This window comes from Burkholderia cepacia, from assembly GCF_001718835.1.
Lineage (GTDB): Bacteria > Pseudomonadota > Gammaproteobacteria > Burkholderiales > Burkholderiaceae > Burkholderia > Burkholderia cepacia_F.
The window spans coordinates 3,228,013-3,245,452 of record NZ_CP013443.1; the positions used below are offsets into that span (position 1 = coordinate 3,228,013).

General features: G+C 65.5%; 16 protein-coding genes. 2 read left to right on the forward strand and 14 right to left on the reverse strand.

Annotated features, from left to right (window positions below; translation table 11 throughout):
• Positions 1-76 precede the first annotated feature (76 nt).
• The 8 genes from WT26_RS18075 to WT26_RS18110 all read right to left on the reverse strand — a co-directional run bounded on the left by WT26_RS18075 (position 77) and on the right by WT26_RS18110 (position 9,912).
• Positions 77-712 (reverse strand): methyltransferase domain-containing protein, encoded by a 636-nt coding sequence (locus WT26_RS18075; protein WP_069273440.1) that lies wholly within the window; start codon positions 710-712, stop codon positions 77-79.
• Between the two features lie 21 nt (positions 713-733).
• On the reverse strand, positions 734-2,311 hold the full coding sequence (gene ubiB / locus WT26_RS18080; protein WP_069273441.1) for a ubiquinone biosynthesis regulatory protein kinase UbiB: 1,578 nt from the start codon (positions 2,309-2,311) through the stop codon (positions 734-736).
• 12 nt (positions 2,312-2,323) lie between these two features.
• Positions 2,324-2,950, reverse strand: coding sequence for a ubiquinone biosynthesis accessory factor UbiJ (locus WT26_RS18085; protein WP_006487883.1), 627 nt, complete (start codon positions 2,948-2,950; stop codon positions 2,324-2,326).
• A gap of 163 nt (positions 2,951-3,113) precedes the next feature.
• On the reverse strand, positions 3,114-4,118 hold the full coding sequence (locus WT26_RS18090; protein WP_069273442.1) for a Tim44 domain-containing protein: 1,005 nt from the start codon (positions 4,116-4,118) through the stop codon (positions 3,114-3,116).
• 41 nt (positions 4,119-4,159) lie between these two features.
• Positions 4,160-4,891 (reverse strand): bifunctional demethylmenaquinone methyltransferase/2-methoxy-6-polyprenyl-1,4-benzoquinol methylase UbiE, encoded by a 732-nt coding sequence (ubiE, locus tag WT26_RS18095; protein ID WP_027789150.1) that lies wholly within the window; start codon positions 4,889-4,891, stop codon positions 4,160-4,162.
• Between the two features lie 53 nt (positions 4,892-4,944).
• Positions 4,945-5,358: a gamma-butyrobetaine hydroxylase-like domain-containing protein gene (locus WT26_RS18100; RefSeq protein WP_021161323.1), complete on the reverse strand. Its 414-nt coding sequence runs from the start codon at positions 5,356-5,358 to the stop codon at positions 4,945-4,947.
• Positions 5,355-5,798 (reverse strand): HIT family protein, encoded by a 444-nt coding sequence (locus WT26_RS18105; protein ID WP_059533018.1) that lies wholly within the window; start codon positions 5,796-5,798, stop codon positions 5,355-5,357. The genes WT26_RS18100 and WT26_RS18105 overlap by 4 nt, the downstream gene beginning before the upstream one ends.
• Before the next feature lie 85 nt (positions 5,799-5,883).
• On the reverse strand, positions 5,884-9,912 hold the full coding sequence (locus WT26_RS18110; protein ID WP_069273443.1) for a DUF3683 domain-containing protein: 4,029 nt from the start codon (positions 9,910-9,912) through the stop codon (positions 5,884-5,886).
• 554 nt (positions 9,913-10,466) lie between these two features.
• Here WT26_RS18110 and ilvA point away from each other — a divergent pair.
• The gene (ilvA, locus tag WT26_RS18115) at positions 10,467-11,990 is read left to right on the forward strand and encodes a threonine ammonia-lyase, biosynthetic (RefSeq protein ID WP_059533011.1); all 1,524 of its coding nucleotides are present in this window, start codon (positions 10,467-10,469) and stop codon (positions 11,988-11,990) included.
• Positions 11,991-12,002: 12 nt separating this feature from the next.
• A complete protein-coding gene (gene queF, locus WT26_RS18120; RefSeq protein WP_069273444.1) occupies positions 12,003-12,827 on the forward strand; it encodes an NADPH-dependent 7-cyano-7-deazaguanine reductase QueF in 825 nt (274 codons plus the stop codon).
• A 255-nt stretch (positions 12,828-13,082) separates the two neighbouring features.
• On the opposite strand, the gene WT26_RS18130 is transcribed toward queF, so the two are convergent.
• The 6 genes from WT26_RS18130 to WT26_RS18150 all read right to left on the reverse strand — a co-directional run bounded on the left by WT26_RS18130 (position 13,083) and on the right by WT26_RS18150 (position 17,439).
• Positions 13,083-13,610 (reverse strand): hypothetical protein, encoded by a 528-nt coding sequence (locus tag WT26_RS18130; RefSeq protein ID WP_155123127.1) that lies wholly within the window; start codon positions 13,608-13,610, stop codon positions 13,083-13,085.
• A gap of 489 nt (positions 13,611-14,099) precedes the next feature.
• The gene (locus WT26_RS18135) at positions 14,100-14,378 is read right to left on the reverse strand and encodes a hypothetical protein (RefSeq protein WP_059928690.1); all 279 of its coding nucleotides are present in this window, start codon (positions 14,376-14,378) and stop codon (positions 14,100-14,102) included.
• Between the two features lie 16 nt (positions 14,379-14,394).
• The gene (locus tag WT26_RS18140; protein WP_059928691.1) at positions 14,395-14,748 is read right to left on the reverse strand and encodes a DUF1493 family protein; all 354 of its coding nucleotides are present in this window, start codon (positions 14,746-14,748) and stop codon (positions 14,395-14,397) included.
• A gap of 17 nt (positions 14,749-14,765) precedes the next feature.
• On the reverse strand, positions 14,766-15,209 hold the full coding sequence (locus WT26_RS37380) for a hypothetical protein (protein ID WP_155123128.1): 444 nt from the start codon (positions 15,207-15,209) through the stop codon (positions 14,766-14,768).
• A 295-nt stretch (positions 15,210-15,504) separates the two neighbouring features.
• Complete coding sequence (locus WT26_RS18145) at positions 15,505-15,891, reverse strand: RidA family protein (protein ID WP_006751946.1); 387 nt, start codon at positions 15,889-15,891, stop codon at positions 15,505-15,507.
• A gap of 66 nt (positions 15,892-15,957) precedes the next feature.
• Positions 15,958-17,439, reverse strand: a complete 1,482-nt coding sequence (locus WT26_RS18150; RefSeq protein ID WP_069273445.1) for an N-acyl-D-amino-acid deacylase family protein — start codon at positions 17,437-17,439, stop codon at positions 15,958-15,960.
• Position 17,440: the final 1 nt, after the last annotated feature.

A 17,440-nucleotide genomic window follows, 5' to 3' on the forward strand; every position in this document is an offset into this window, starting at 1 on the left:
TTGCAAAACCTTGAATTATAGCCGAAACCCTGGCGCACCCCGGCAACGGCCGGACGCGCCCGGGTAAGCGCCGGCATCAGCGGCGGCGCCACGTGAGCCAGCGCTCGTGACCTTCGAACACGGGCAGCGAATCGGTCACGGGCAAATCCTCGATCAGCTCGAAGTGCGCGCCGAGCAGCGCATCGAGTTCGGCACGCTCGATTCCGAACGGCGGCCCCTTCGGCGTCGCGCCGACAAAGAAGTAGCCGGCCAGCAGCCCGCCGGCCGGCAGCAGCGCGGCCATTTGCGCCGCGTAGGCGGCGCGCCGGTCGCGCGGCAGCGCGCACAGGAACGCACGCTCGTACACCCACTGCACGTCGAACGGCGGCCGGTACGTAAAGAAATCGGCCTGCTCGACGACTTCCGCGTGCATGCCGAGCTGCGCTTTCGCGGCGGCGACCGCCTGCTCGGCGAAATCGATTGCCCTGACGGGCCAGCCGGCCTGCGCAAGCCACCCGGCCTCCTGCGCACTGCCACAGCCGGGAATCAGCACCGCGCACGGCTCGAGCCGGTGCGCGAACACGCGAAACCCGTCGGGCACGCCACCGAAGTCCCACGGCGTCACGCCACGCGCGAAACGTTCGTCCCAGAACGTCGCGTCACCCGGGTCGCGCGACGAGAATTCCGCGGCGCGCGGCGCGGCGGGCGGGTTTTCGCGGGTCGGGTCGGTCATCGGATGGCCTCCAGGCGGGTGTCAGACGCTGTACGCGAGCGCGAGCAGCACGCGCGCGACGAGCGCCCCGACGCCGACGGCGAGGCCGAAGATCAGCAGCGCCTGCAGCAGCCGGTTCGTCCGCTTCTGCTCGACGAGAATCTGGCGCATCAGGTCCTCGCTCGCCGCGCGCGGCGCATCGTGGCGCGCCGCCATCGCGTGATGGATCAGGCGCGGCAGTTGCGGCAGCGTCTTGCTCCACTGCGGCGCTTCGACCTTGAAGCGCTCGTACCAGCCGCGCAGGCCGATCTGCTCGGTCATCCAGCGCTCGAGGTACGGCTTCGCGGTCTTCCACAGGTCGAGCTCGGGATCGAGCGAGCGACCGAGCCCCTCGACGTTCAGCATCGTCTTCTGCAGCAGCACGAGCTGCGGCTGGATCTCGACGTTGAAGCGGCGCGACGTCGAGAACAGGCGCATCAGCACCTGGCCGAGCGAGATGTCCTTCAGCGCACGGTCGAAATACGGCTCGCACACCGCGCGGATCGCGCTTTCGAGTTCCTCGACGCGCGTTTCGGGCGGCACCCAGCCCGACTCGAGGTGGAGCGTCGCGACGCGGTGGTAGTCGCGCTTGAAGAACGCGAGGAAGTTCTGCGCAAGGTAGTTCTTGTCGAAATCGGACAGCGCGCCGACGATCCCGAAATCGAGCGCGACGTAGCGGCCGAAGGTGTTCGGATCGAGGCTCACCTGGATGTTGCCCGGGTGCATGTCCGCATGGAAGAAGCCGTCGCGGAACACCTGCGTGAAGAAGATCTCGACGCCTTCGCGCGCGAGCTTCTTGATGTCGACACCGGCCGAACGCAGCGTCTCGACCTGGCTGATCGGCACGCCGGTCATGCGCTCCATCACGAGCACCTGCGACGTCGAGAAATCCCAGAACATCTCGGGCACGAGCAGCAGGTCGAGGCCCGCGAAGTTGCGGCGCAGCTGGCTGCCGTTGGCGGCCTCGCGCATCAGGTCGAGCTCGTCGTGCAGGTACTTGTCGAACTCGGCGACGACCTCGCGCGGCTTCAGGCGCCGGCCGTCGGCCCACATGCGCTCGGTCCAGATCGCGATGTCGCGCATCAGCGCGAGGTCGGAATCGATCACGGACAGCATGTTCGGGCGCAGCACCTTGACGGCGACGGCCTTGCCCGCGTGCTGGCCCTGCTTGAGCTTCGCGAAATGCACCTGCGCGATCGACGCGCTCGCGACCGGCTCGCGCTCGAATTCATCGAACAGCTCGTCGACCGGCGCACCGAGCGACTTCTCGATGATCCCGATCGCGACCGCCGAATCGAACGGCGGCACCTGATCCTGCAGCTTCGCGAGTTCGTTCGCGAAATCGACCGACAGCAGGTCGCGGCGCGTCGACAGCACCTGGCCGAACTTCACGAAGATCGGGCCGAGGCTTTCGAGCGCGTGGCGCAGCCGCACCGCGGGCGGATCGGAATAACGGCGGCCGATCGTCGTGATCCGCAGCAGCAGCTTCACGCGCCGGTCGTCGATCCGGGACAGCATCACTTCGTCGAGACCAAAGCGGATGACGGTGTAGACAATCTTGATGAAACGAAAAATGCGCATGCCCTGCGGCCCTCAGTGCGCGCCGCGCGGGCCGGAACCCGTGCGCGCGCCGATTTTTTGTTCGAGTCGCTCGACCCGCTTTTCGACCCGCGCGAGCGCATCGCGTGCACGCGCCAGTTCGGCGTCGAAGCCGCCGAGCGACGCGCGCCGGACGACTTGCGGGTTCTCGTCGAGCCAGTATTCGGCAACGGAATCGAGCACGTTGCGGCCGGTACGTCGCGCGCGCGCACCGGCGTCGCGCACGACCGTCGCGATCCGGTATGCCGCCGCGTCGCCGACCAGCTTCGCGAGATCTTCTTCAGGTTCCCAGCGCAGGTGCTCGGCCAGCTTCGCGATCTGCGTCGCGAATTCCGCATCGCCCTCGATCTTCACGTGCTTCATCACGGCCGCCTGGCCACCCTGCAGGAACGCGGCGACCGTGTCGCCCGCGAGCGCGATCGACACGTCGACCTGTTGCGCATCGTGCGCGTCGACGGCCGACAGATAGCCGTCGGGCTGCACCAGCAGCGTGAGCGTAACGGGAGGCACGTCGATCCGGGCAGTCTTGCCCGCATACGGAATCAGGCGGTCGCGCGCCCACGATTCGCGGGCGAGCAGGTGATTGACGGCAGCAGCAAAAGGCTTGGCGGCAAAGGTCATCGGGCTGGGAAAGAAAAAAACCCGCGCAGGCCGGGCGCCCACGCGGGTTTCTATTGTAACGTCGGATCGTCGGCAGGCCGTGCCTGACCGCACACCCGGGCGGCAAGCGGTCGCAGTGCGGCGGCCGCTGCCGGGCGCCCGGCGGCGTGGCCGCCGGTCACGCTCAGTGCGTGTTGATCTGCTGGATGCCCGCGAGCAGCCAGCCCTGACTGCCCGACTTCGACAGGTTCCACACCTCGTCGAACGGCGCGGCCGACGCATTCGCCGATTCGCGGATCAACCCGTGGAAACGCACGCTCGCCGACTGCTCGATGCCGCGATCCTCGATCGCGACCAGTTCCGCGTCGAGCTGCACGACGTCGGTCTGGTTCGACTCGTTGCCGCGCGAATCGAGGTCGATCTTGATCTCGGCGAACATTTCGGGCGTCGTGAACTCGCGGATGTCGGCCAGGTTGCCCTGGTCCCACGCGGCCTGCAGGCGCACGAAATAAACCTTCGAGCTGCGCAGGAACGCTTCGGTGTCGAAGCCGGCCGGCACCTGGAGCGGTGCTGCCGCCGCTGCCGCGCCTGCGGCCGCCGCACCGCCGCCGAACACGCCTTGTGCTTCGTTCGCGTAGCTGCTGCCGTTGCCGGCCTGGAACGACGGGCTCTGCGAGTAGCCGCCCGACGACGACGCCGAGCCGCCGACCGAGTATGCCGGCTCCTGCGGACGACGGCGGTTCATGAACTTGCGGATCAGCCAGATGCCGACCATCGCGAGCAGCGCGATCACGATGACGTTCGCCATCATGCTCGCGAATGCGCCGCCCAGGCCGAAGTGCGACAGCAGCGCCGCGATACCGAGACCGGCCGCGAGGCCGGCGATCGGCCCGAGCCAGCGCGAGCGGTTGGGCTGCGCGGCCGGCGCGGGCGCGGCCGGGTTCGCACGCTGCGCCTGCGACGGCGCGGCCTGCTGCATCGGCTGCTGCGCAGGCGGCGTGGCCTGGCGCTGCGTGACGGTGGAATTCTGGCGGCCGATGCTGCGCCCGCCGCCCATGCGCTTGGCTTCAGCGTCGAGCGATGCGAACGTGCCGGCCGTGAGCAGGCCGACCATCAGCAGCGTGCCGACTCGTCGAGCCCACGGCTTCGACGGCTTGCTACGGTTGAACAACGAACGCGTTTCGGACATCAGCTTCTCCAGATGTAAGACAAATGTATGGAAAGAGCCCCTTAGTACTTGGCTCCCATGTGTAAAGCTACCACGCCACCTGACAAATTGTAATATTTGACGGCATCGAGGCCCGCTTGTTCCATCATCGTCTTCAGCGTGTCCTGATCGGGGTGCATCCGGATAGATTCAGCAAGATACCGGTAACTTTCAGCATCTTTCGCGAACTTGTCGCCAAGCCACGGTAATACTTTGAAAGAATACAGATCGTACGCCTTTTTCAGCGGATCCCAGACTTTCGAGAATTCCAGCACCATCACGCGGCCGCCGGGCTTCGTCACGCGGCGCATCTCCGCCAGCGCGGCATCCTTGTGCGTCATGTTGCGCAGCCCGAACGCGACCGTGACCAGATCGAAGTAGTTGTCCGGAAAGGGAATTTTCTCCGCGTCGCACAACAGCGACGGCGTCACGATGCCCTTGTCGAGCAGCCGGTCGCGACCGACGCGCAGCATCGATTCGTTGATGTCCGTGTGCCAGACCTCGCCCGTCGGCCCGGCTGCCTTCGCGAACGCCTTGGTCAGGTCGCCGGTGCCGGCCGCGATGTCGAGCACCTTGAAGCCGGGACGCACGTTCGCCTGCGCGATCGTGAACGCCTTCCACGCGCGGTGCATGCCCGCCGACATCAGGTCGTTCATCAGATCGTAGTTGCTCGCGACCGAATGGAACACACCCGCCACTTTCTTCGCTTTTTCGTTTTCCTCGACGCTTTCGAAGCCGAAGTGGGTTTTGCTCATCGCGTTGATCCTCAGTAAATGGCAAGACGGCGCCGAGCGGGCGCCGTCGAATTTCAGTGGCAGTGGCCGTGCGACGCGGAGGCCGCCTGCATCGGGGCGTCGCGCTCGACGCCCGCCGCCTTCAGTTTGTCGAAATAGTCGCGCCACAGCGCGTCCTGCTGCGTCGCCAGCTCGTACAGCAGGTCCCACGAGTAGATGCCGGTCGAATGGCCGTCGGAAAACGTCGGCTGCAGCGCGTAGTTGCCGACGCCCTCGAGCGCGGTGATCGTCACCTCGCGCTTGCCGGTCTGCAGCGTCTCCTGGCCGGGCCCGTGGCCGCGCACCTCGGCCGACGGCGAATACACGCGCATCAGCTCGAACGGAATCCGGTAGCTTTCACCGTTCGGGTACTGCAATTCGAGCACGCGCGACACCGCGTGCACGACGACGCCGGACGGAATCGGCGTCGTGGAAGTCAAACCGCTCATGGCTGCCTCGAATCGGTCATGCGTTGAATTTCCTCGCGCACCGCATTGTGCAGCAGCGAGGCCTGCGCGGCGCGCGTGCGCAGCAGCGCCTCGGACACGCTGCGCTGGCGCGGCGCCCAGACGGGCTGCGGGAAATGGGCGTCGTTGGAAAAGCGCGGGATCACGTGCCAGTGCACGTGCGGCACCATGTTGCCGAGGCTCGCGAGATTCACCTTGTTCGGCTGCATCACGCGGCGCACAGCCCGCTCGACCGCGTAGACCACGCGCATCAGGTGGGCCCGCTCGGGCTCGCCGAGATCGGAGAATTCCGCTACGTGCGCGCCCCAGATCACCCGGCAGAAGCCCGGATACTCGTGCTCGCCCGTCGCGAGGACGACGCGCAGCGCATCGTCCTGCCAGAGCACCTCGCCGCCGTCTTCACGGCAAAACACGCATTCCATCGTCGCTCCCATGTGGACGGGCGCCGGCATTGCCGCGCCGGCGCCCGCTCATCCCCAGCCCGGTCGGGCGGTCGTCATGCCCGCATTAGACCAGCACGCGCTCGATCCCGCCATTGTTCGCGCGTGCGACATAATCGGCCATCCAGTTCTCGCCGAGCACCTGACGCGCGATTTCGACCACGATGTAGTCGGCTTCGAGGTTCGCATCCTCGCTGTAGCGCGACAGGCCCTGCAGGCACGACGGGCAGCTCGTCAGGATCTTCACGTCGGGGCCGTTCGCGGCGGCGGCGGCGGCCGGCGCCGGCGCGTTGCCGGCCACGACCGGGATGCTGCGCAGCTTCGCCGCACCCTTGCGGATCTCCTCTTCCTTGCGGAAGCGGACCTGCGTCGACACGTCCGGGCGCGTGACCGCGAGCGTGCCCGATTCGCCGCAGCAGCGGTCGTTCTTCTCGATCCTGTAGCCGTCCTTCTCCGCACCCATCAGCTCGTTGACGAGCTTCACCGGATCGATCGTCTTGATCGGCGTGTGGCACGGGTCGTGATACATGTAGCGCGTGCCCGTCACGCCGTCGAGCTTCATCCCCTTCTCGAGCAGGAACTCGTGGATGTCGATGATCCGGCAGCCCGGGAAGATCTTGTCGAATTCGTAGCCGGCCAGCTGGTCGTAGCAGGTGCCGCACGACACGACCACCGTCTTGATATCGAGGTAGTTCAGCGTGTTCGCGACCCGGTGGAACAGTACGCGGTTGTCGGTGACGATCTTCTCGGCCTTGTCGTACTGGCCCGAGCCGCGCTGCGGATAGCCGCAGCACAGGTAGCCCGGCGGCAGCACGGTCTGTACGCCGGCCTCCCACAGCATCGCCTGCGTCGCGAGGCCGACCTGCGAGAACAAGCGCTCGGAGCCGCAGCCCGGGAAGTAGAACACCGCTTCCGAATCGACGGTCGTCGACTTCGGGTTGCGGATGATCGGCACGATCTTGTTGTCCTCGATGTCGAGCAGTGCGCGCGCCGTCTTCTTCGGCAGGTTGCCCGGCATCTTCTTGTTGACGAAGTGGATCACCTGCTCGACGACGGGCGGCTTGCCCACCGTCGCCGGCGGGTGCTGCGTCTGCTTCTTCACGACGTTCTTCAACATGTCGTTCGCGAAGCGCTGCACCTTGTAGCCGACGCCCATCATCACGCTGCGCGCGGCGTTGATCGTCTGCGGGTTGGTCGCGTTCAGGAAGAACATGCCCGCCGCATTGCCGGCGTTGAATTTCTTCTTGCCCATCTTGCGCAACAGGTTGCGCATGTTCATCGTGACGTCGCCGAAATCGATCTTCACCGGGCACGGCGTCGCGCACTTGTGGCACACCGTGCAGTGGTCGGCCACGTCGTTGAACTCGTCCCAGTGCTTGATCGACACGCCGCGGCGCGTCTGTTCTTCATACAGGAACGCCTCGACCAGCAGCGACGTCGCGAGGATCTTGTTGCGCGGGCTGTACAGCAGGTTCGCGCGCGGCACGTGCGTCGCGCACACCGGTTTGCACTTGCCGCAGCGCAGGCAGTCCTTCACCGAATCGGCGATCGCGCCGATGTCGGACTGCTTCATGATCAGCGACTCGTACCCCATCAGCCCGAAGCTCGGCGTATAGGCATTGCGCAGATCGGCGCCTTCGAGCAGCTTGCCCTTGTTGAAGCGGCCGTTCGGATCGACGCGCTGCTTGTACGCGCGGAATTCGGCGATCTCGTCGTCGGTCAGGAACTCGAGCTTCGTGATGCCGATCCCGTGCTCGCCCGAAATCACGCCGTCGAGCGAACGTGCGAGCGTCATGATGCGCGCGACCGCCGCATGCGCGTCCTGCAGCATCTCGTAGTTGTCGGAGTTGACCGGCAGGTTGGTGTGGACGTTGCCGTCGCCCGCGTGCATGTGCAGCGCGACGAACACGCGGCCGCGCAGCACCTGCTTGTGGATCGCCTGCGCCTCGTCGAGGATCTGCTTGAACGCGCCGCCGTTGAAGATCGCGCGCAGCTCCGCGCGGATCTCCTGCTTCCACGAGATGCGCACCGTGCGGTCCTGCGTGACGTGGAACACGGTCGCGCCCGGCTGCTCGTCCGCGCGATCCGCGAACTTCTCGGCCAGCGCCTCGTAACCGAGCTGCACGAGGTAGTGCTGCGCCTCGCGCAGCGGCTGGTCGAGCCGGTCGCGCACGAATTCCCAGCGCGCGCGCACGCGCTTGAGCAGCTCCAGTGCCTGCTGGACGCGATCCTCGAGCAGTTCGGCGCTCGGGATCTCGTTCGCGTCGTCGGTCTTGCCGAGCGGCAGGTTGCCGGCGCGGAAGAACGCTTCGAGCGCGTCGACCAGCTGCAGCTTGTTCTTCAGCGACAGCTCGATGTTGATCCGCTCGATGCCGTCGGTGTACTCGCCCATCCGGTTCAGCGGGATGACGACGTCTTCGTTGATCTTGAACGCGTTCGTGTGCTTCGCGATCGCGGCCGTGCGGCTGCGGTCGAGCCAGAAGCGCTTGCGCGCCTCCGCGCTGATCGCCACGAAGCCTTCGCCGCTCTTGCCGTTCGCCATCCGGATCACTTCGGACGTCGCGTGCGCCACCGCGTCGGCATCGTCGCCGACGATGTCGCCGATCAGCACCATCTTGGGGAATGCGTTGCGCTTGCTCTTCGTCGCATAGCCGACCGCGCGCAGGTAGCGCTCGTCGAGGTGCTCGAGGCCCGCGAGGATCGCGCCGCCCTGCTTCGACGTCTCGAACAGGTAGTCCTTGATCTCGACGATGCTCGGGATCGCCTCGCGCGCCTGGCCGAAGAATTCGAGACAGACGGTGCGCGTGTGCGCGGGCATCTTGTGCAGCACCCAGCGCGCGGACGTGATGAGCCCGTCGCAGCCTTCCTTCTGCACGCCCGGCAGGCCGGCGAGGAACTTGTCGGTCACGTCCTTGCCGAGGCCTTCCTTGCGGAACCGGCGGCCCTCGATCTCGAGCATCTCGCTCTTCAGCAGCTTCTCGCCCGGCGCGTATGCGCCGTCGAACCACTTCAACTCGAAACGCGCGACCGCGATGTCGTGGATCTTGCCCTGGTTGTGCTCGTGGCGCGTGACTTCGAGCCAGTTGCCGTCCGGGTCGACCATCCGCCACCAGGCCAGGTTGTCGAGCGCAGTGCCCCACAGCACGGCCTTCTTGCCGCCCGCGTTCATCGCGACGTTGCCGCCGATGCACGATGCGTCGAGCGAGGTCGGATCGACCGCGAACACGTAGCCGGCCGCTTCCGCCGCTTCCGTCACGCGGCGCGTGACGACGCCCGCGCCGGAGAAGATCGTCGGCACCTTGTGCGCGACGCCCGGCAGTTCGGTCAGCTCGACCGCGCCGAGCTGCTCGAGCTTCTCGGTGTTGATCACCGCGGAGAACGGCGTGAGCGGCACCGCGCCGCCCGTGTAGCCGGTGCCGCCACCGCGCGGGATCACGGTCAGGCCGAGCTCGAAGCAGGCCTTGATGAGGCCGGCGATCTCGGCTTCGGTGTCGGGGGTGAGCACGACGAACGGGTATTCGACCCGCCAGTCGGTCGCGTCGGTCACATGCGACACGCGCGACAGCCCGTCGAAACGGATGTTGTCCTTCTGCGTGCAGCGGCCGAGCGCCTTGGTCGCGCGGCGGCGCAGGTCGGCCATCTTCTCGAATTCGTCGGCGAACTCGTCGACCGCGCGCTGCGCGGCGGTTTCGAGCATCTCGACTCGCGATGCGCGTTCACGGCCCGCGTCGTCGCGGTGCTCGGTGAGATCGGCGCTGCGGCGCTTGCCGATTTCGGTCAGCCGGTGGTTCAGCGCCTCGATCAGCAGCGCGCGGCGCTTCGGGTTGTCGAGCAGGTCGTCCTGCAGGTACGGGTTGCGGCGCACGACCCAGATGTCGCCGAGCACTTCATACAGCATCCGTGCCGAGCGGCCCGTACGGCGCTCGGCGCGCAGTTCGTCAAGCACCGACCACGCCTCTTCGCCGAGCAGGCGGATCACGATCTCGCGATCCGAGAAGGACGTGTAGTTGTAGGGAATCTCGCGCAACCGGGGCGCGGGGTCGGCGGCGACGGCGGCGGCCGCGCCATGCGGATCGAAAACTTGTGGTGCGTTCATGTTCGGACGACTCGGAGGGCCGATACACCGTGCACGGGCGTCGGCAAGCGCGTGGGCGCAATCTTGGGGAAATCTGTTCTGTTACCAGGCGCGCGGCTGTCCTTCATGGGGCCGGAGCGGGCGGCGGTTCACCCCTCCTGGCCGGCGACAGGGCCTGGCGGCACTCGATCATCAGCACGATCGCGCGCGGCGCGCATGCCGTTCCGCCGCGGGGCTGGCTGCGCGCGGCGTCGGCTTCAACGGTGCGATCCGAGGGTGCCTCTGCATCTTCCGAAATCCTTGATTCAAAACGGAATTCTAACCCATGATCGGGCCATGCGTGACACGTCGGACCGGCCGTGGGGATATCGGCGGAAGGCCCGCCGGCCGTGGCCCGAAGCGGTTTCGGACCGCCATTCGCCGTCCGTCCGGTCGGTAACCGGCCGGTTAAGCCCGCCGGATCGGCGTCGCACCGCCGCAAACGGTCGCGACGCACATGCAAACCGTATCGAAACAGACCCCAGGCGCTATCATTGATCCTTTACCGTCTGCTACCGCACTGCACGCGAGCGCCCATGGCATCCCACGATTACCTGAAGAAAATCCTCACCGCGCGCGTCTACGACGTCGCGATCGAGACGGAACTCGAATCCGCCCGCAACCTGTCCGCGCGGCTGCGCAACGCCGTCTACCTCAAGCGCGAGGACAACCAGCCGGTGTTCTCGTTCAAGCTGCGCGGCGCGTACAACAAGATGGCGCACATTCCGGCCGACGCGCTCGCGCGCGGCGTGATTACGGCATCGGCCGGCAACCATGCGCAGGGTGTCGCGTTCTCGGCGGCCCGGATGGGCGTCAAGGCGGTGATCGTCGTGCCCGTCACGACGCCGCAGGTGAAGGTCGATGCGGTGCGCGCGCACGGCGGCCCGAGCGTCGAGGTGATCCAGGCCGGGGAGTCGTACAGCGACGCGTATGCACACGCGGTCAAGGTGCAAGAGGAGCGCGGCCTCACGTTCGTCCATCCGTTCGACGATCCGTACGTGATCGCCGGCCAGGGCACGATCGCGATGGAAATCCTGCGTCAGCACCAGGGCCCGATCCACGCGATCTTCGTGCCGATCGGCGGCGGCGGGCTCGCGTCCGGCGTCGCGGCCTACGTGAAGGCGGTGCGACCGGAGATCAAGGTGATCGGCGTGCAGGCCGAGGATTCGTGCGCGATGGCGCAGTCGCTCGACGCGGGCAAGCGCGTCGAGCTGAGCGAGGTCGGCCTGTTCGCGGACGGCACCGCCGTGAAGCTGGTCGGCGAGGAAACCTTCCGGCTCTGCAGCGAATACCTCGACGGCGTCCTGACGGTGAACACCGACGCGCTGTGCGCGGCGATCAAGGACGTCTTCCAGGACACGCGCAGCGTGCTCGAGCCGTCCGGCGCGCTCGCGGTCGCGGGCGCGAAGCTCTACGCGGAACGCGAAGGCATCGAGAACCAGACGCTCGTCGCGGTCACGTCCGGCGCGAACATGAACTTCGACCGGATGCGCTTCGTCGCCGAACGCGCGGAAGTCGGCGAGGCGCGCGAAGCCGTGTTCGCCGTCACGATCCCCGAGGAGCGCGGCAGCTTCAAGCGCTTCTGCTCGCTCGTCGGCGATCGCAACGTGACCGAGTTCAACTACCGGATCGCCGATGCGCAGTCCGCGCACATCTTCGTCGGCGTGCAGATCAAGCGGCGCGGCGAGTCGGAGGAGATCGCCGCGAACTTCGAGTCGCACGGCTTCAAGACCGTCGACCTCACGCACGACGAGCTGTCGAAGGAACATATCCGCTACATGGTGGGCGGCCGCTCGCCGCTCGCGCTCGAAGAGCGCCTGTTCCGCTTCGAATTCCCGGAACGGCCGGGCGCGCTGATGAAGTTCCTGTCGTCGATGGCGCCGGACTGGAACATCAGCCTGTTCCACTACCGCAACCAGGGCGCGGACTACAGCTCGATCCTCGTCGGGCTGCAGGTGCCGCAGGCCGATCGCGCCGAGTTCGAACGCTTCCTCGCGGCGCTCGGCTATCCGTATGTCGAAGAGAGCGCCAATCCGGCGTACCGCCTCTTCCTGTCGTAAAGGCTTCGTGCAATGCATCCCGAACATTCCCCGCTCGGCAAGGCGACCGTCTACGCAGCGCAGTACGACGCGTCGCTGCTGTTCCCGATCCCGCGCGCCGGGGCGCGCGAGCAGCTCGGCATCGCGTCGGCGCTGCCGTTCTTCGGCACCGACATCTGGAACGCATACGAACTGTCGTGGCTCAACGCGCGCGGCAAGCCGCAGATCGCGGTTGCGACCTTCTACGTGCCGGCCGAATCGCCGAACATCGTCGAATCGAAATCGTTCAAGCTGTATCTCGGCTCGTTCGCGCAATCGAAGTTCGACTCGCTCGACACGGTGCGCGACGTGCTGAAGCGCGACGTGTCGGCCGCGTGCGGCGCGAGCGTCGCCGTGCAGCTGGTGTCGCCGCACGATTTCGGCAAGCTCGAGATGGAGGAGCTCGACGGGCTGCCGCTCGACCGGCTCGACCTCGATACCGACGTGTACGAACCCGATCCGTCGCTGCTGTCCGCGGCCGCCGACGAAGCGCCGGTCGAGGAGACGCTCGTGTCCGACCTGCTGCGCTCGAACTGCCCGGTCACCGGCCAGCCCGACTGGGGCAGCGTGCAGATTCACTACGTCGGGCCGCAGATCGATCATGCGGGGCTGCTGCGCTACATCATCTCGTTTCGCAATCACACAGGCTTTCACGAGCAGTGCGTCGAGCGGATCTTCCTCGACATCCTGCATGCGTGCAAACCGGTGAAGCTCGCGGTGTATGCGCGCTACACGCGGCGTGGCGGGCTCGACATCAATCCGTTCCGCACGAATTACAACCAGCCGATGCCGGACAACGCGCGGACGGCGCGGCAGTAAATGAAGTGAAGTCGGCGGGCATTTCGCGGCCCGCCAATGCAGACTACTTGCGGAAAAGGCGTCTTCGCGGACGCCAATCGATGCCGTGGGCGTCCAGTATGCGTCTGAGTCGGCGAACTTCGCTCCCGAGCGCCACGAGCATCACGGCCATCACAACGGGCATCACCCACTCACCCGCATACCGGAAGGTCGCCCACGCAATAGCCGCGAAGACGGCGCTACAAATCAGAAGCGCGACGCGATCTGCGATACGGTTCATGCTGCTGCCTGTTGCGCGAGGCTCATCACGCGGTAGTGGTGCCGAGCTGTTCCCAGGGCAAACACTTCCGGGTGCGAAGCCAGATGCCGCGCCAGCGCACCATCGATCCTGATCCCGTGCTTTGAAAGCACATTGGCGGCCGACCGCGAAGCGTCGATGCCATTGGAACACGAGAGCGAATGGCCCGACGCCACTAGAAGACTGCCAATCGCCGCCCCAACGTACCAGGATGCGTATAGCGATCCCGCGTACACCAGCACATCGCTCAATACCCCTGCGCCGATCAATTCACCAATCGTAACGCGCGACCCAAACGTCTTGACCGCAGTTGCAATCGCCCCAATGGTCGTCAACGCTTGTTGCTGCGTCGAAAACAGGCTCGCGGGAACGGGTAACCCCATTGCATCCATGTTTTCCTTGAACGTCAGATAGAAGCCCCGGCAGGACGCCATCTCAAACACCTCGCTTTTGGTAAATGGATACATCAATATACAGAGCGCATAGGGAATTTTATTGAGATTCAAATTTTTGAGACTTTACGAAGCACTCCGTGCGATTCGCACACGCCCGCCACATCTGTGTTCAACCGACGTTGGGCACCACTGAACTTCTTAACGACTTTGTTAGAAATCGCAAACTCGAGCAACCAAAGATGCACTTAGAGCCATCGGCTTATACACATCTTCTGCTCGATTTTTGAGCATAGCTCCCGGAACCCCTTGAAATATGGGATTCTGGGCTATTGGGCGCCGTGAGGCGAGGCTCGGGCAACCTCAAATCGCAACTGTGGTCAAATCACCATGGCACCCTCACCGCCTTTGTGTAGTTCTTCCGCGATACAGTCGGATGGCGAAAAACCTCTGTTATTTCCCGACGGCTTTCGCCACATGGGTCAAAGCGGCCGAGTTGTTTGAGTTCGACTGGCGTGCGATACGTGGACGACGCGGTAGTAAGCCGGGTGGACTTCGCCGGCTGACACCTGCAGTGGTGGCCCAAACCGCCACGCGCGGCGCTCACGCAGCCAGTGCCGGCTGCAAACCACCGAAGGTACGCGCGAAGTTGTTCTCGATATAGGCCAGCAGGCACGTTAGCGTCTCTTGGTCTTCGTACAGGTCGGCAAACACATCCTCATCCAGCGAATCAGGATCGATACGCTCGATCTGATCGAGCCGCAGGCGGATGATCTCTATCAACACGGCCCATTCGCCCATCAGCAATGGCAGTGCCATGCCGCCGTGATCATTCCGCTGATCGTTTATTACGTTCATGTCGCCGCCATCGGTGGCACACATCCGCAGTCTCGCCCCTTCACGACAGCCCGGCCAATCGCCGGGCGTCCCATTTCCTTTCGACGGCGGCGCGGTACAGCATCGCAAGCGTGATCGGTTCCCGCTTGAGGCCGTGCGGCTTTCGAAGAACCCAACGCTGGAACAGCGAATAGAGCAGCCCCTCGCCTTCCATCAGAAAATACCTGTGGAAATCGAAGTCGCCCGTATCGACGGCAAAACGTTCGAAAAAAAGACCCATGAAATCGTTGGCTTCGTCGCCGGTTTGGCCAAGATCCTCCCAAAGCCTCGTGGCAGCGGATAGCGGAGCGGATTTTCCAAGCCCCGCCTCTGATCTGACGAAGGCTTCGATTTGGTCCCAACGCACGTTTTCCATCGAATGATGCGAAATGTCTAATTCGGCGCAAACACGTTGGCTCGGCACTTCGGGCAATACAGGTAGAGTGTGTTGCCATCGGGCATGGAAACGAAGCCGCGCCTTGCCTGGTCAATTTGCCAAGCTGCCGTGCCGCCATCCGGAAAATGCGCTTTGCCTTCGGCATAGCAATTGGCTGCAACCAAATCATGGCCGTACTCCCGTTCTGTCACGCGTCTCGCACGTTTAAAAAACTCACGGACATCCGCCGGTGGGAGAACGAAAGAACGACACATATCTGCCGTTTCGTTCCCACTCATGTATTCAGACCGCGCGCCGTTCTTGGTGATTTCGACTGACTTCGGCGCAACAAGCCGCGCTGTCTTACTGGACATGGGCGACACCCCATCGGACAACGCACCCGCAACCACATCGCGATTTAACAAGAGCCCCAAAGTCAGCACTGCGATCCACATCACCATGACACCCTCGCCACTTCCGTACGGTTCTTCCACGATACTGAGCGAGTGATGGCCATACAACGCAATTCATTGCGACGAACCCGATCGGAATCGATCGACGTCACGCGCGCGCCCGCGCCGATCGCTGCCGCCCCCGGCCAGACAGACGCATCACGCTGCACCCGTCGAAAAAAACTTCATCACAAAATGCAAAATTCCAAAGCCGCTCGGCCAGGCATCGACGCCGTCATAACGCAACGGGGCCGGCGCATCCCAATGCACCAGCCCCATTGAACAACGATTCGCCGTCGCCGCGTTACTTCGCCGGCGCCTTGTAAGCGATGCAATCGACCTCGACCTTGCAGTCGATGACCATGCTCGACTGCACGCACGCGCGTGCCGGCGGATGCTCGCCGAAGTACGACACGAACACCTTGTTGAACGACGCGAAATCACGCGCGTCGTCGAGCCACACGCCGCAGCGCACGACGTGCTCGAGGCCGTAGCCGGCTTCCTTCAGGATCGCGATCACGTTCTCGATCGTCTGCTTCGACTGCGTGACGATCCCGCCTTCGACGACCTCGCCGTTCACCATCGGCGTCTGGCCCGACACGTACAGCCAGCCGTCGGCCTCGACCGCGCGTGCAAACGGCATCACCTGCCCGCCGGTACCCTTCGCTTCGCCTACGCCATATCGCTTCATCGTTTCACTCCTGTTCCTGGTTACGGATGCGCGCGCCCAACGCGGCGCGCGCGGAAATTGCCCCTGTCAGAACACTGCATCGGCGCTCGCCGGCACGCGCTCGCCGCGTGCGACGAAGCCGCCGGCGCGCTCGCCGGTCGGCTGGCCGTTCTCGTAGGTCAGCACGCCGTTCACCCACACGGCGTCGATTCCGTGCGCGGGCTGCTGCGGCTTCTCGAACGTCGCGGCATCGATCACGCGCGCCGGGTCGAACAGCACGAGGTCGGCGTGGTAGCCCACATGCACCTCGCCGCGCCGCGCGATCCCGTAGCGGCGCGCGGACAGCGACGTCATCTTGCGGATCGCCTCCTCGAGCGGCAGCAGGTTCGTGTCGCGCACGTAATGGCCGAGCACGCGCGGGAACGCGCCCCACAGCCGCGGGTGCGGCAGCGGATCGTTCGGCAGGCCGTCGGAGCCCACCATCGTCGCCGGGTGCGACAGGATCCGGCGCACGTCCTCCTCGGACATGTTGTGGTACACGGCGCCCGCCGGGCGGATGCGCTGCGCGGCCTCCTGCTCGGTCACGCCCCAGTCGGCCGCGATCGCCTTCAGCAGCTTGCCCGCCACTTCCGGGTGCGGCTCCGACCACGTGATCGTGATGTCGATGTCGCCCGTCACCTGCTTCAGGTCGAGCGTCGACGAGCTGCGGCTGTACGGATAGCAGTCGCAGCCGACCGGCTGGTAGCGGCGCGCGCCTTCTAGCGACGCGAGCACCTCGGTGCTGCGCCCCCAGTTCGACGGGCCCGCGCACTTCAGGTGCGAGATCACGACCGGCACGCGCGCATGGCGGCCGACCTGGTACGCCTCTTCCATCGCATCGAGGATCGCGTCGAATTCGGTACGCATGTGCGTCGTGTACAGCCCGCCGGCGTTCGCGAGCGGCTCGGCGAGCGCCATCACCTCTTCGGTCGGCGCCGCGAACGCGGAGCCGTACGCGAGGCCCGACGACAGGCCGAGCGCGCCGTTCGCGAGCGCCTCCTCGAGCTGCGCGCGCATCCCGGCGATCTCGCCGTCGGTCGCCGCGCGGTCGAGGCGGTCCATCTGGTTGTTGCGCAGCGCCGTGTGGCCGACGAGCGCCGCGACGTTCACGGCCGGACGCGCGTCGTTCACGGCCGCGACGTAGTCGGCGAAGGTCGGGTACTGGAACGCGCCGCGCTCGCCGAGCAGGTTCATCGGATCGGGCGGATCGCCCGCGAGCGTCACCGGCGACGCACTGATCCCGCAGTTGCCGACGATCACGGTCGTCACGCCCTGCGAGATCTTCGGCACCATCTGCGGCGCACGGATCACGTGGGTGTCGTCGTGCGTGTGCACGTCGACGAAGCCCGGCGCGAGCGCGCGGCCGTTCGCATCGACGACGGTTTCGGCGAGCCAGTTCGACAGGTTGCCGATCGCCGCGATCACGCCGTTGCGGATCGCGACGTCGCGCGTGACGGGCGGCGCGCCGGTACCGTCGTAAAGCTGCGCGCCGACGATCAGCGTATCGGCGGCTTCGGGATGCGAATGCATG